The 12,925-nt window shown below is 32.2% G+C and carries 11 protein-coding genes; 2 read left to right on the top strand and 9 right to left on the bottom strand.

Annotated elements, in window-relative coordinates; all coding sequences use genetic code 11:
* Positions 1 to 7: 7 nt before the first annotated feature.
* On the bottom strand, positions 8 to 697 hold the full coding sequence (locus ABMY20_RS14035; protein ID WP_173360506.1) for a LytTR family DNA-binding domain-containing protein: 690 nt from the start codon (positions 695 to 697) through the stop codon (positions 8 to 10).
* Positions 694 to 1,665: a histidine kinase gene (locus ABMY20_RS14030; RefSeq protein ID WP_349265595.1), complete on the bottom strand. Its 972-nt coding sequence runs from the start codon at positions 1,663 to 1,665 to the stop codon at positions 694 to 696. Before ABMY20_RS14030 ends, ABMY20_RS14035 begins: the two co-directional genes overlap by 4 nt.
* Before the next feature lie 198 nt (positions 1,666 to 1,863).
* Between ABMY20_RS14030 and ABMY20_RS14025 the strand changes: the two genes are divergently transcribed.
* Positions 1,864 to 2,247 carry a DUF1573 domain-containing protein gene (locus tag ABMY20_RS14025; protein ID WP_125066371.1) on the top strand — a complete coding sequence of 128 codons (384 nt, stop codon included), beginning with the start codon at positions 1,864 to 1,866 and terminating at the stop codon, positions 2,245 to 2,247.
* Positions 2,248 to 2,483: 236 nt separating this feature from the next.
* Here the strand turns inward: ABMY20_RS14025 and ABMY20_RS14020 are convergent, their stop codons facing one another.
* From ABMY20_RS14020 to ABMY20_RS13990, 7 genes are all read right to left on the bottom strand, one after another.
* On the bottom strand, positions 2,484 to 3,239 hold the full coding sequence (locus ABMY20_RS14020; protein WP_047788102.1) for a succinate dehydrogenase/fumarate reductase iron-sulfur subunit: 756 nt from the start codon (positions 3,237 to 3,239) through the stop codon (positions 2,484 to 2,486).
* 10 nt (positions 3,240 to 3,249) lie between these two features.
* Positions 3,250 to 5,265 (bottom strand): fumarate reductase/succinate dehydrogenase flavoprotein subunit, encoded by a 2,016-nt coding sequence (locus ABMY20_RS14015; RefSeq protein WP_159610641.1) that lies wholly within the window; start codon positions 5,263 to 5,265, stop codon positions 3,250 to 3,252.
* 12 nt (positions 5,266 to 5,277) lie between these two features.
* Positions 5,278 to 5,970 (bottom strand): succinate dehydrogenase cytochrome b subunit, encoded by a 693-nt coding sequence (locus ABMY20_RS14010; protein ID WP_253055548.1) that lies wholly within the window; start codon positions 5,968 to 5,970, stop codon positions 5,278 to 5,280.
* Positions 5,971 to 6,154: 184 nt separating this feature from the next.
* On the bottom strand, positions 6,155 to 6,739 hold the full coding sequence (locus ABMY20_RS14005) for an alpha-ketoglutarate-dependent dioxygenase AlkB (RefSeq protein WP_349265594.1): 585 nt from the start codon (positions 6,737 to 6,739) through the stop codon (positions 6,155 to 6,157).
* A 6-nt stretch (positions 6,740 to 6,745) separates the two neighbouring features.
* Positions 6,746 to 7,435, bottom strand: a complete 690-nt coding sequence (locus tag ABMY20_RS14000; RefSeq protein WP_349265593.1) for an alpha/beta hydrolase — start codon at positions 7,433 to 7,435, stop codon at positions 6,746 to 6,748.
* Positions 7,436 to 8,056 (bottom strand): hypothetical protein, encoded by a 621-nt coding sequence (locus tag ABMY20_RS13995; RefSeq protein ID WP_349265592.1) that lies wholly within the window; start codon positions 8,054 to 8,056, stop codon positions 7,436 to 7,438.
* Between the two features lie 5 nt (positions 8,057 to 8,061).
* Entirely contained in the window at positions 8,062 to 8,862 is an 801-nt protein-coding gene (locus ABMY20_RS13990; RefSeq protein ID WP_349265591.1) for a LexA family transcriptional regulator, read from the bottom strand.
* A gap of 312 nt (positions 8,863 to 9,174) precedes the next feature.
* On the opposite strand from ABMY20_RS13990, the gene ABMY20_RS13985 reads away from it, so the two are divergent.
* Positions 9,175 to 12,726 carry a hypothetical protein gene (locus ABMY20_RS13985; protein WP_349265590.1) on the top strand — a complete coding sequence of 1,184 codons (3,552 nt, stop codon included), beginning with the start codon at positions 9,175 to 9,177 and terminating at the stop codon, positions 12,724 to 12,726.
* Positions 12,727 to 12,925 lie beyond the last annotated feature (199 nt).

Here is a 12,925-nt window from a genome sequence, read left to right as displayed (position 1 = left end):
CAATAACCTATTGATTCTTAATTTTTAAAAGAGTCAATAGGTTATTTTTATAAGTTCTACCAATAGGAATTTTGATGTTTTCTACATAAAGAAAAGTTCCTGTATATTTTTCAATCTTTTCTAAATTTACAATATATGATTTGTGTATTTGTACAAATTTGTTTGAATTTAGAGTTTCCTTCCAGTTTTTTAATGAATCTATAATCGTCAATTTTTTTGATGAGGTGATAAAATGCACATAGTTTCGATCAGATTCTAAGTATAAAATATCGGCTAGATATACTTTATGTATAATTTTATCTATATTCAAATAAGTAGCTTCTTTTTCTGAAGTTTTTGATTTTAATAATTGACTTTCTACTTTACTAATTGCTTTTAAAAAGCGATCAAAAGAAAAGGGTTTTACCAAATAATCAACAATTGTTTCTAACTCAAAACTATTTACTGCATAATCAGGGTATGCAGTTGTAATAACTATTTTAGGAGGGTTTTTAACTGTTTTTATAAAGTCTAATCCAGAAATATCAGGTAAATTAATATCTAGAAAAATAACATCAACAGTATTGTTTTTCAGAAACTCATTAGCTTGTATAGCTGTTTGAAAAGCATGTACAATTTCAGTATCTGGAATTTTACCGATATACTTTTTCAAAATAGCTTGCGCAGGCAACTCATCTTCAATAATTATACATTTCATAATTGATCTATTTTCAGTTCTATAGTAAAAACATCTCCTTTTTGATGAATGTAAAGAGAATGATTATCTGGATAAATTAATAGCAATCTCTTTTTTAAGTTTTCTAAGCCAATGGCTTTGGTATTTTTATTTGTGTTTATATTGAATTGATTACTACATATTAAATGTAATTGATGGTTAGTAACGTTGATAAAAATACCAATCTTACTATATGCAATGCTATGTTTAAAAGCATTTTCAATAATGGTAATTAAAAGGAGTGGAGCAATTTGGTATTGATTACTATCAGTTTTATAATGGTAATCAATTTCTTTCACTCCTTCAGTTCGAATTTTTTGAAAATCGATATAGTTTTGTATGAAAAGTAGTTCTTTTTCAAGAGAAACCTTTTCAGAAATTGTCTCATATAAGACATGTTTAAGGTTTTCTGAGAGTTTTAAGATTAAATCAGGGGTTTGGTTAGGTTTGTCAATAGAATATGCGTAAATCGTGTTTAAATTATTTAAGAGCACATGCGGATTTATTTGTGATTTTAAAAACTTCAACTCCATTTCTGTTCGTTCTTGGGTTGTTTGTGCTAATTTTTCTTGTCCGTCTAAAAACTTAAACAACATCCATATAAAAGAGAAAAATAATAGAGGTACTAGAGTTTGCCATAAATAATCGCTTAAACATTTCATAATAGAACATCCACAACGTGCAAAAACATTACAGTATAGTTGAGTTGCTAAAACAGAAATAAGAACAAAAGCAATTCCGTATAACACATACCATTTCTTTTTAACGAATAGCGGTAACAATAGTTGATTGTTAGTATATACGATAATGATAAGAATAAAAAAGTACTGTAAAAAAGGGTTTTCTGCCCAATAATATTGGGTAAATACAAAAAGTGAGATAAAGATAAATAAAGCCCAAAAAAGTAAGTGGATTAAAATTTCAGCGCTATGTTTTTTTAAAAGGTTCATTGTGTATTTCAAAGTAAACAAAATATAAGCTGTAATCAAAGCAGAAAGTACCAACGACATTTTTCTTTGTATCAATAACATGTTATAAGTTGTTTGTACATGTTTTAAAGTAGTGTATACGATTAGTTTTTTTATGGGGATATATTAAGATAAATTCGAAGAAATAAAATATTTATTACTAACTAAAAAATATTAAAAATGAGAAATACTGTATTATGTGTAATTGTAGGATTAATGGCAATTATGGCAAACGCTCAAGAGTTTCAATTTGAAACAGCATCAATCGATTACGGAAAAATTAAACAAGGCGCTGATGGGGTTCGTGTGTTTGAGTTTACAAATATTGGTACTGAACCGTTGATTATAAAAGATATTAAATCCACTTGTGGGTGTACAGTTCCTAAAAAACCAGAAAAACCAATTATGCCAGGTGAAAAAGGGCAAATAGAAGTATCATATGATACAAGAAGAGTAGGAGGGTTTTCAAAAGCCATTACGATTATATCGAATGCTAAAGCATCTAGAAAAATGTTAAAAATAAAAGGGCATGTTGAAAAAGAGAAAGAAAAAGATAGAGTTTAATAATTTAAAAGCCTGAGTTTATAAGCTCAGGCTTTTTATCTCTAATTGGAGATATGATTGATTTAGTAATAGATAGCCCCCCCGGATTACCATATTGTAATCATCGGAGACAAATGTATATGCTTTTCATTTCTTTAAATTTAAAAAAGGCATAAGTGTGTAAATATTAAGTATAAAAGAAGGTATAAAAAAACCGAAGCATTAGCCTCGGTTTTTTTATGTATAGGTGTCTTATTTTATCCTTTAAAGCTAGCTTTTAAGAACTCTGAGTTCATACGAGCAATGTTTTCTAAAGAAATTCCTTTCGGGCATTCAATTTCACAAGCTCCAGTATTAGTACAGTTACCAAAACCTTCTAAATCCATTTGAGCAACCATGTTTTTAACACGCTCAGTCGCTTCAACCTGTCCTTGAGGTAATAAAGCATATTGAGATACTTTTGCTCCAACAAATAACATGGCAGATGAGTTTTTACAAGTAGCAACACAAGCACCACAACCAATACATGTGGCAGCATCCATTGCTTTATCAGCATTTTCTTTAGGAACCAAGATAGCATTGGCATCTGTGGTGTTTCCTGATGTGTTTACTGAAATATAACCGCCTGCTTGTTGAATTCTTTCAAAAGAACCTCTATCAACCACTAAATCTTTAATTACTGGAAAAGCAGCAGCTCTAAATGGTTCAATTGTAATAGTATCTCCATCGTTAAACATACGCATGTGCAACTGACATGTAGTTACTCCACGATCTGGTCCGTGTGCTTCACCATTAATGTACATAGAACACATACCGCAAATTCCTTCACGACAGTCGTGGTCAAATGCTACAGGCTCTTCACCAGCATTAACTAATTGTTCGTTTAATACGTCCATCATTTCTAAGAAAGACATATGCTCGGAAATATCGGTCACCTTATATTCGACCATTTTCCCTTTATCGTTCGCTCCTTTTTGTCTCCAAATTTTTAGCGTAAGATTCATGTTACTCATATCTCTTTTCTTATTTGTATGAACGTTGTTTTAGTTCAATATCGTTAAACTCTAATTTTTCTTTGTGTAATACAGCATCAGCTGGTTCTCCTTTATACTCCCAAGCAGAAACGTAAGCAAAGTTTGCATCATCACGTTTTGCTTCTCCTTTTTGAGGTCCGTCTAATTCAACAGACTCTTCTCTAAAGTGTCCTCCACAAGACTCAGTTCTGTTTAAGGCATCTTTAGCAAATAACTCTCCTAACTCTAAGAAATCAGCAACTCTTCCTGCTTTTTCTAATTCTGGGTTCATTTCATTTGCACCTCCGGGAACTGTTACATTCTTCCAGAAATCTTCACGTAACGCTTTAATTTCAGCCATCGCTTCTTTTAAACCTTGTTCGTTACGTGCCATTCCACATTTTTCCCACATAATTTTTCCTAATTTCTTGTGGTAGTAATCTACAGAATGCTCTCCTTTATTGTTAATGAAGAAATCAATACGATCTTTAACCGCTTTTTCAGCTTCTTCAAATTCTTTAGTTTCAGTTGAAATTTTACCTGTACGGATATCGTTAGATAAATAATCACCAATTGTGTAAGGTAACACAAAGTATCCGTCAGCCAAACCTTGCATTAATGCAGAAGCTCCTAAACGGTTAGCACCGTGATCAGAGAAGTTTGCTTCACCAATAGCATAACAACCATCAATAGTAGTCATTAAGTTATAATCTACCCAAATTCCACCCATGGTGTAGTGAGTTGCAGGATAAATCATCATTGGTGTTTTGTATGGATTGTCATCTACAATCTTTTCATACATTTGAAATAAGTTCCCGTACTTAGCTTCTACTATTTTTTCACCTTCAGCAATAATTTTCTCTTGTGAAGGGTTTTTAATTCCATGTAATTTACATTGCTCTTTACCATAACGCTCAATAGCAGATTTAAAATCTAAGTAAACAGCTTCACCAGTAGCATTTACGCCGTAACCGGCATCACAACGCTCTTTTGCAGCACGAGAAGCCACATCTCGAGGTACTAAGTTACCAAAGGCAGGATATCTTCTTTCTAAGTAGTAATCTCTATCTTCTTCAGCAATTTGAGTTGGTTTTAATTTTCCTTCTCTAATAGCTAATACATCTTCCATTTTCTTAGGAACCCAAATACGACCATCGTTACGTAACGATTCAGACATTAGGGTTAGTTTAGACTGATAGTCTCCCGAACGAGGAATACAAGTTGGGTGAATTTGCGTGTAACAAGGATTCGCAAAGAATGCTCCTTTTTTGTGAACTTTCCAAGCAGCTGTAGCGTTAGATCCCATTGCGTTGGTTGATAAGAAATATACATTTCCATATCCACCAGAAGCAATTACTACTGCATGTGCAGAGTGACGCTCAATTTCACCAGTAACTAGGTTACGAGCAATAATACCACGAGCTTTTCCATCAACAATTACCAAATCTAACATTTCATGGCGATTGAACATTTCAATCTTACCACGAGCAATTTGACGGTTCATTGCCGAATACGCTCCTAATAATAACTGCTGACCAGTTTGACCTTTCGCGTAGAAGGTACGAGATACTAATACTCCACCAAACGAACGGTTATCTAATTGACCACCATAATCACGTGCAAAAGGAACTCCTTGAGCCACACATTGGTCAATAATATTTGCAGAAACCTCAGCTAAACGATAAACGTTTGCTTCACGAGAACGGTAATCTCCACCTTTTACTGTATCATAAAATAAACGGTAAAAAGAATCACCATCACCTTGATAGTTTTTTGCTGCGTTAATACCACCTTGTGCTGCAATAGAGTGTGCACGACGAGGTGAATCTTGGTAAGCAAAAGCTTTAACGTTATATCCTAATTCTGCTAACGTTGCAGAAGCAGAACCACCCGCTAAACCAGTACCCACTACAATAACGTCAATTAAACGTTTGTTAGCAGGGTTTACCAAGTCAATTTTATCTTTATAAGTTGTCCATTTATCTTTTAATGGACCTTTTGGAATTTTTGAATCTAAAGTTGCCATACTTGTTGCGTATTAGTGATTGAAATGATGAAATAATGCAATAATTACGAATCCTAACGGAATTAAGATTGCGTAAAGCTTACCAAAAGTTTTCAATCCTTTAGTATATTTATTATTTGCTCCCACAGATTGGAAAGCAGAATTAAATCCGTGTAATAAATGTAATGCTAAGAAAACAAAAGCAATTACATAAGCACCTACTCTAAGTGGATTTACAAATTTGTGTTGTAATTCTTCAAAATATCTTAACCCACTTTCTGAGTTGTATGGGTCTATTAAACCAGACATATCACCTTGAATGAATTTGGTGTTGATTTCTGGAAACCAAAAATCGATAAAGTGTAAAACAATAAACGCTAAAATAGCGGCTCCACTATAAATCATGTTTCTACTCATCCAAGTAGAGTTCGCAGCTCCGTTATTTTTAGCATAACTTACTTTACGTGCACTGTTGTTTTTCATTTCTAAGATGAATCCCATTACAAAGTGAAAAACAACACCAAAAATTAAGATTGGTTGCATTACATACTGTACCAAACCGTTAGTTCCCATAAAGTGCGACAATTTGTTAAATGTTGCTCCATTATCTGGAAAAATTGAGGTGATGTTAATTGCAAAATGTTGTAATAAGAAAAACATCAGGAAGAATGCCGAAAGTGCCATGGCAAACTTTCTTCCGATAGAAGATTTTAGTAATCCGCTCATTATTTTGTTGATTGATTAAATAATAGCACAAATTTAAGAGGATGACAGTACTTGAACAAACTTTACGAATTGTTTTCTTAAATATTTAGAATGGGTTTAAATAGTGAATTAAGAAAACAGTTTTTTTGATATTTGTAGAGGAAAAAATGAGAGTGAATTTAAGCTTTTTTTGATGTATGGGGTTTCAAAAACCATATTTTCTGAATGTTAAATTGACTCTTGGTTTTAAATATTCAGGATTTTTGGGTAGGCTGTGTTCGTAGTATTCTTGACAATCTTTTTTCATAACTAATAAACTCCCATGCTCCAGAAGTATCTTGTTTTCAATCATAGTTTTATTTTCTCGAAGATAAAACATACGTTCTTCACCTAAACTAAGGGAAGGAATAATATCAGTATTTCCAAAAGCAACTTTATCTGAATGATAATCAATGCCAGAATTTCCATTAGGATAATAAATACATACACAAGTTTTAAATTCTTGTCTAGTGTGTTCTTCAACTTGCTTTTTTAAAGGAAGCATATATTTTGGCCATATCATAGTGTTTCCCCAAGCTGATTTTTGAAAAATATTTTTCTCCATTAAATCAGGGTCAATAAACATTAATTTACCAAAGTTGTATTTAATTACCTCATCAGATGAAAGTCTCATTTCCATCATTTTTGTAAGTTCAGACAGGCTTATTAATTGTTTAAATAACTCTGTAGCATCTTTTTCAGTTAAAAAATTAGGGTTGTAACTGATAACATTATTAAGGCTGGTTGACATTTTATATTATTCGTTGATGGTTAGGTTCATTATTGATGCCAGTTCTTCAGGTTTTTCAAGAGGAACCATATGACCACAATTCTTAATCATTACGTATGTTCCTCTTTCAGTTTTATTGGCAAACTCTTTTAGTTTTTTTGGGTTGATAAGCGCATCATTTTCGGCAGCAATAAAAAAGATAGGGATGTTTAAATTTAAAACTTCTTGTGAAATATTTAATCTAGTTGAAGTTGCTTTTAACTGACGAAGTAGTACGTCTTTTCCTAAGTCAGCATCCATTTTTTTTATAACAGAAATAATTTCGGAATTACAGTGATTATCTGGGTGTAAAAATTGTTGAATTCTTGCTTGAGAGATTCCTTTGTAGGTGTGTTTTTCTAAAAAGTCAATAGTGCTTTTTCGTAATTGAATTTCCGACTCATTCAACCCATCAGTGTTAGCAACAACTATAACTAATTTTTTCACTTTTTCAGGATAATGAACACTAAAGTTCATAGCAGAAAACCCACCTAAAGAAAACCCAATGATAGTGGCTGGTTCTTCAATGTGATTCAGTATAATTTGATTAATTTCCTCAAAAGAATTAGCAGGAGTAATATCAATATGGACTAGAAGTATGTTTTTTAGTTTAGGAAAAACATATTGCCATAAATCTACCGTACACATGGTGCCTGAAATTACATATACTTTTTGCATTTATCTATTATAATTAGAACTAACCAAACATTTGTTATTCTTCCACTTGCCAATTAATGTTTTTTTAGGAATCATCTCATTATTACAAGTTAGAAAATTACCGTTTTTATCTTTTTTAATAATTTTTAATTTTCCTTGATGAATAGCGTTGATTACTCTGTAAATTAATCCATTTTTAGAAAGGTTACCACCTTTTTTGGAAAGTGTTAAACCAACTTCGTTGTTAAATAAATCCATTTCTGAAGAAATTTGATCAGGAATAACACCATCTTCTAACTTTCGTTCTTTGTAGGTTTTGTAGTTGTCTTTTTCGTGAGCTTTGCCAAGTGAACGAGCAGCATTTTCACCAATTGATTGTTTTAATAAAGCCATCCAAAAAGCATGACGAAATGCATCTACTTGTCCACCTGCATGATCGCCATCTAACAAGGGAGAAACTCTTAGAGAGTCACTTACTCTTGATGCTTCACGTGAAACAATAAAAGCTTTTTTTGCTTTAAAAGGATGGAGTAGTACCCATGTTTTTTGAGCTCCTTGTAATTTTTTAAATTGTTGCCAGTTGGATTGTGCAGTGGTATAAAAAGGCAGTAAAAGAACTAAAAAAAGCAGTTTTTTAAGCATAAAAATTAATTTTTACTGCTAATTTGCTCTTCTAATTCAACAATTTTACTTTCTAAATCGTGTAATCTATCATAAACATCAATAGGTTCAGGCATTTGTTTAGAGGCGAACATAGTTACATACCAAACTTCCATAATTTCCTCAGCATTTATGGTATAAGTAGGGTAGTTACCATCTTTATTATCACTTTTTAAAATAAGTTTACCTCTTTCTTCTATTCTATTAATTACACGTTTTAAAACAATACCATCATTTTTACTTACAATTATATATACACGACCATCTTTAATATCATGTAAATTCTCAACATACTTTCCAAAAACTAAATCTCCATCAAAAAAAGTACGCACCATAGAGTTTCCTTGTACTTCAAAACAACGAAAGGTGCCATTGTTAAGATGAGGCATATTAAAAGAAGGAAGTTGTTCTATATAATTTGAATCTCCATAACCATTTAAATAACCAGCTCTTGCTTGTATAGGAACATAAACCACGTTTTCATTACCTGAAGAATTCACAGAAACAACCTGAGGAACTCCAGAATATGTTTGAATATCTGTAGGTTTTGTTTTTAGCATTATATCACTTTTTCCAAATAAATAATCAGGATTAATGTTAAATTCATTAATAATAGAAGTAAGAACATCGTAACCAGGTTTTGTTTTTTTTCTACTACCGTCAGATTGAGGTCTCCCATTAATAATGCTATCTATAGTAGTTCCAGTAACACCTATTTTTTTTGAAAAAGAAAAGTTATTTAAGTTAAAAGCATCTCTAATTGCTGCTATTTTTTCGGAAATTCCCATAACATTTTATGTTTTTACATATTGCAAAAATAATTAAACTTTTGTTTGTTTGAATGTGTAATATGTTTTATATTTGCCTCGTTAATGAATTGCTAATATACAAAAAAATTGTAATAATCAAACATTTGTGTGGTTTTAGCGATTGTGTTTTTAAGATTTCAACTTGATTTTCTTCACTTTTTTGAAATCTATACTCGTTTATTCAAACATTTTTTTGAATAAAACCAAAATCAAGAAAAAAGAACTGTTAGAAAAGCAACTAAACAGGGCTCTTTTTGAGCTTGATTAAAAAATTAATTAAATTTTATAAAAATGAGTAAAAAACCAATCAAATCAAACCTATTTAGGTTTGTAACATTACGTAGTCCACAATTAATTGAAGACAAAGAAACTGGATTTGTTTCCTTTCCAGAAGAAAAAAAAGCAGAAAGTTTAGCTTTTCAAGCAATACAAGGAGCTACTACAGATGAAGAAAGAAAAACAGCATTAAAAGGAGCTTATAGTACGAATTTTACACCAATAGCTAGTAGGGTAGAGATTAAAAATTTACACGAAGCGTTATATCAGTTTTCTGGATGGTTAGTGCGCAATAAGACAGTATTATCGTATGCTGGTATTGATGCTAATTTATATGCAGCACAAGAACTTACTGTTGATGAAGAGTTAGTTTTATGGGAAAACTTATTTCATCAAACCATTAATAAGGAATCGGCTATTGTTCGAGAAGGACTGATTCAAATGTTGGTAGCGAATAAGTTTTTAAAAGCATTTAATGTATTTACTAACAGCTTTTCACAAGAAACAGAGGGGGAAATTGTTTTTACAGAAGAAAATGAAAAAGAATTTGTACGTAGAGCGAATGCAAGTGTTATTGTGCCTAAAGAAGTGGTTATTTCAGATCAACAATTTGAAGGAGGAGCTACAAACATAAGTCCTAGTTCATCAGAGTATTTGACATCTAGTTTACAGGTTGAGATGGCTAAAACACGTTTACAACAATATGAACTAGGTTTAAAGGAAATTGAAAAAGCTGAGTATGTTTATAATAAAAGTGAGCAGGTACGATATAAAGAAGCTTTACAAGCTCATGAATTAGCTGTAGAAGATATAAAAAACGCAGCTCAACCAACGATTCAAACAATTGTAGACGCTAAATCAGGATTTGAAAAAAGATTAGAAATATATCCAGATTTAGAATTGCCTAAGTTTGAATTTGAAAAAGCAGAAGAGATTAGTAGAGCTGCGGACGGTACAACGACAACTACTTTTCAGTATTCAGAAGGGACTAAAGATTTATTAAATTCTGAAGGACTCAAATTATATGATAATTTTTATGAGGCAAAAACGGTTCTTAGACAAAAAATAAAAGAAGAGAATCAGAAAATTTTAGAAAACACTCCAGAAAAAGTGAGAGCTGTTTCTATTCAAGGAGGTACTCTAAATTATAACCTTAGTAAAAGTACACCACTGTACTCTTATTCGGGAGATGTTTTTGGTCAAATGGGGAAAGGATCAAAAATTATTATGTTTTTAAAGGTTGAAGATTCTACTAATGTAAGAGTAACACAGGCAAGTTATACTTTAGATGATGTTGATGCTCAGGTACCGTATACTGGTACTTCATTTAAGAGTAGTCCTGCTAGTTTTGATGATACGTTGTTACGAATTGAGTTATTTCCAGAAAATTTACAACAGTTAATTTCAGGACCTGTATTTGGTTTGAACGGTAGTTTTGTTTTAAGTAACGGAGTGTCGTTAGAGTTTAAAAACATTATGTTTCAGGTTAAGTTTGATGATGGGTACTATGAAATAACTAACAATTTTGTTGGTCAATGTATAGTTAGTGGTAATGCTTCAGGGGATACAAGTAATGATGGAAAAGATGTTCTTTATGGAATATCTCAATTAGGAGTAGCAGATTTTAGGCGAGTAGAACAAGAAGTGTGTTGCTATGTGCCCGGAGAAGTGTCGCACATAGAAAATATCATGGCACGCGAATATAAAGAACGTTCTACTAGGGACTTAAGAGTTTCAGAAACAACTACGGAAACAACAACAGAAAAAGAAGTAGAAAACTTGACGGACACTACCTCAACAGAACGTAATGAAATGCAAAACGAAGCGTCGTCTATTGTAAATAGTGATAATGCTACTAGTTTTGGAGCAAATGCAAGTGTGTCTGCTGAATTTGCTAAAACTAGATTTTCTGCAGGAGCTAATTATAATAACTCTTCATCAACTTCTGCTTCTGATTCTAATTTACAAGCGCAAACGTATGCTCAGGAGGTAACAGAAAGAGCTTTAGAACGTGTGGTTCAGAAAATTAGTACCAAACGTACGTCTCGTATATTACGAGAATATGAAGAGAATAATACTCATGGATTTGATAACCGTAAAGGAGATAAACACGTTACAGGAGTGTATCGTTGGGTAGATAAGATTTATAAGAATAAGTTGATAAATTATGGTAAACGCTTAATGTATGAATTTGCGTTACCAGAACCTGCGAAGTTTTATATTGAATCATATTTGAAAAATGGCGGAGAAAATGAAAAAACACCAACAGGATTTGATATTTTGGGAAAACCTGTTCATCCAAGTGGTTTAAGAATGTATGCGATTAATAACTCAAAAGAATTAAACCAAAACAATTATCAGTATTTAGCTTCGATTTATAATGCAGAGGTTGAAACCGCACCAGTTAATGAGATTTATGTTAGTGAATCTTTTAAATTAGATTCGACTAAAACTATTAACGCTTATGAATCATCTTCAATTGAAGGGGATGTAAAATTACCTGAGGGTTATGAGTCGGTTGAAGTTAATGTAAGTTATACAGGTGTGGAGGATGATAAAGCTGCAAATGCAAAAGGGTTCTTTATTAATGTAGGAAGCATTAAAATAACAGATAGAGAAAATCAACCGAAGTTGCATAAAGAGGTTACTAGAACAATGTCAGGACATACAGGTAATGTTGCTGTTTCTGCTACACAAGTTGATTTTTTTACAGGTAGTTTAAATGTAGTTATAAAGTGTAGGGTAGATAGAAAAGGTATTGAAAAATGGCAAAATGAAACTTATAAAGCTATTATAGATGCTTATAATGAGCGTTTAAAAGAATATGAAGATTTAAAAAAATCTCAAGAAACTGAAAAAGAGCCTAATGAAAAGAAAAAAGAACTAAGTTCTCAAATAAACCGTAGTATTGAAAAGCGTGAATTAAAACGTATTGCTATCGATTTAATGACAAAACCTTTTGATGTTGTTACCGCTCAAGATAATTATAAAGAAGAAGGTAAAGAAGTGGATGCCAAACATGTTGTAAGAACGGCTAAATTTCAAAAGCACGCTGAAACAGTTAAGTTTTTTGAACAAGCATTTGATTGGGAAATTATGGCGTATACATTCTATCCTTATTTCTATGGAGCAGAAGGTAGTTGGGATGCTAATTTTGAGTACAACGAAGGTAGCGATCCTATTTTTCAAGCCTTTTTACAAAGTGGTATGGCAAGATCAGTAGTACCGGTACGTCCAGGTTTTGAAGAAGCTGTAAACTGGTATATGAAAACTGGTGAAATTTGGAATGGTCAAGGAATGGTTACCGATATGGATGACGATTTATATGTTTCTGTTGCAGAAGAAATGCAAACTATTGAAGGTGAAGTAGAAGGTGCTTGGGAAACTCGTGTACCAACAACGTTAACCGTGTTACAGGCAGATTCTGTAGTATTAAATGAAGGAGGTTTGCCGTGTAATCCAGACTGTGAAGGTCAAGGCTTATTTGATGTAAGTACCTATAAGATAGGAGATGGACCAGATGGTGTAGATTACGATATTGTAGGCGATACCAACAATGTAGCATAAGTGCAGTAAAAATGTTTGTTAAACAAACATTTTTCTATACACACAGTCACAAACCTCACCCTATATTTTTTTACGTCATTACTGTAAAGGTTAACTAATTCGTTGACAAAATCTTATATTTTGTTATGCGTATAAATACAGATGATTTAACTCTAGTTCGAAGCTATTTACAGAAGTATCAATTTTTGATAAGTGAGTA

Source organism: Tenacibaculum sp. SSH1-16, from assembly GCF_040104435.1.
In the GTDB taxonomy this organism is placed as follows: Bacteria; Bacteroidota; Bacteroidia; order Flavobacteriales; family Flavobacteriaceae; genus Polaribacter; species Polaribacter mesophilus.
This window is presented reverse-complemented; position numbering and strand designations above follow the sequence as displayed.

What these genes read in the sequence shown, in the direction of transcription:
- ABMY20_RS14035 (WP_173360506.1), bottom strand. Translation starts at nt 697, where the DNA reads ATGAAATGTATAATTATTGAAGATGAGTTGCCTGCGCAAGCTATTTTG.
- ABMY20_RS14030 (WP_349265595.1), bottom strand. Translation starts at nt 1,665, where the DNA reads ATGAACCTTTTAAAAAAACATAGCGCTGAAATTTTAATCCACTTACTT.
- ABMY20_RS14025 (WP_125066371.1), top strand. Translation starts at nt 1,864, where the DNA reads ATGAGAAATACTGTATTATGTGTAATTGTAGGATTAATGGCAATTATG.
- ABMY20_RS14020 (WP_047788102.1), bottom strand. Translation starts at nt 3,239, where the DNA reads ATGAGTAACATGAATCTTACGCTAAAAATTTGGAGACAAAAAGGAGCG.
- ABMY20_RS14015 (WP_159610641.1), bottom strand. Translation starts at nt 5,265, where the DNA reads ATGGCAACTTTAGATTCAAAAATTCCAAAAGGTCCATTAAAAGATAAA.
- ABMY20_RS14010 (WP_253055548.1), bottom strand. Translation starts at nt 5,970, where the DNA reads ATGAGCGGATTACTAAAATCTTCTATCGGAAGAAAGTTTGCCATGGCA.
- ABMY20_RS14005 (WP_349265594.1), bottom strand. Translation starts at nt 6,739, where the DNA reads ATGTCAACCAGCCTTAATAATGTTATCAGTTACAACCCTAATTTTTTA.
- ABMY20_RS14000 (WP_349265593.1), bottom strand. Translation starts at nt 7,435, where the DNA reads ATGCAAAAAGTATATGTAATTTCAGGCACCATGTGTACGGTAGATTTA.
- ABMY20_RS13995 (WP_349265592.1), bottom strand. Translation starts at nt 8,056, where the DNA reads ATGCTTAAAAAACTGCTTTTTTTAGTTCTTTTACTGCCTTTTTATACC.
- ABMY20_RS13990 (WP_349265591.1), bottom strand. Translation starts at nt 8,862, where the DNA reads ATGGGAATTTCCGAAAAAATAGCAGCAATTAGAGATGCTTTTAACTTA.
- ABMY20_RS13985 (WP_349265590.1), top strand. Translation starts at nt 9,175, where the DNA reads ATGAGTAAAAAACCAATCAAATCAAACCTATTTAGGTTTGTAACATTA.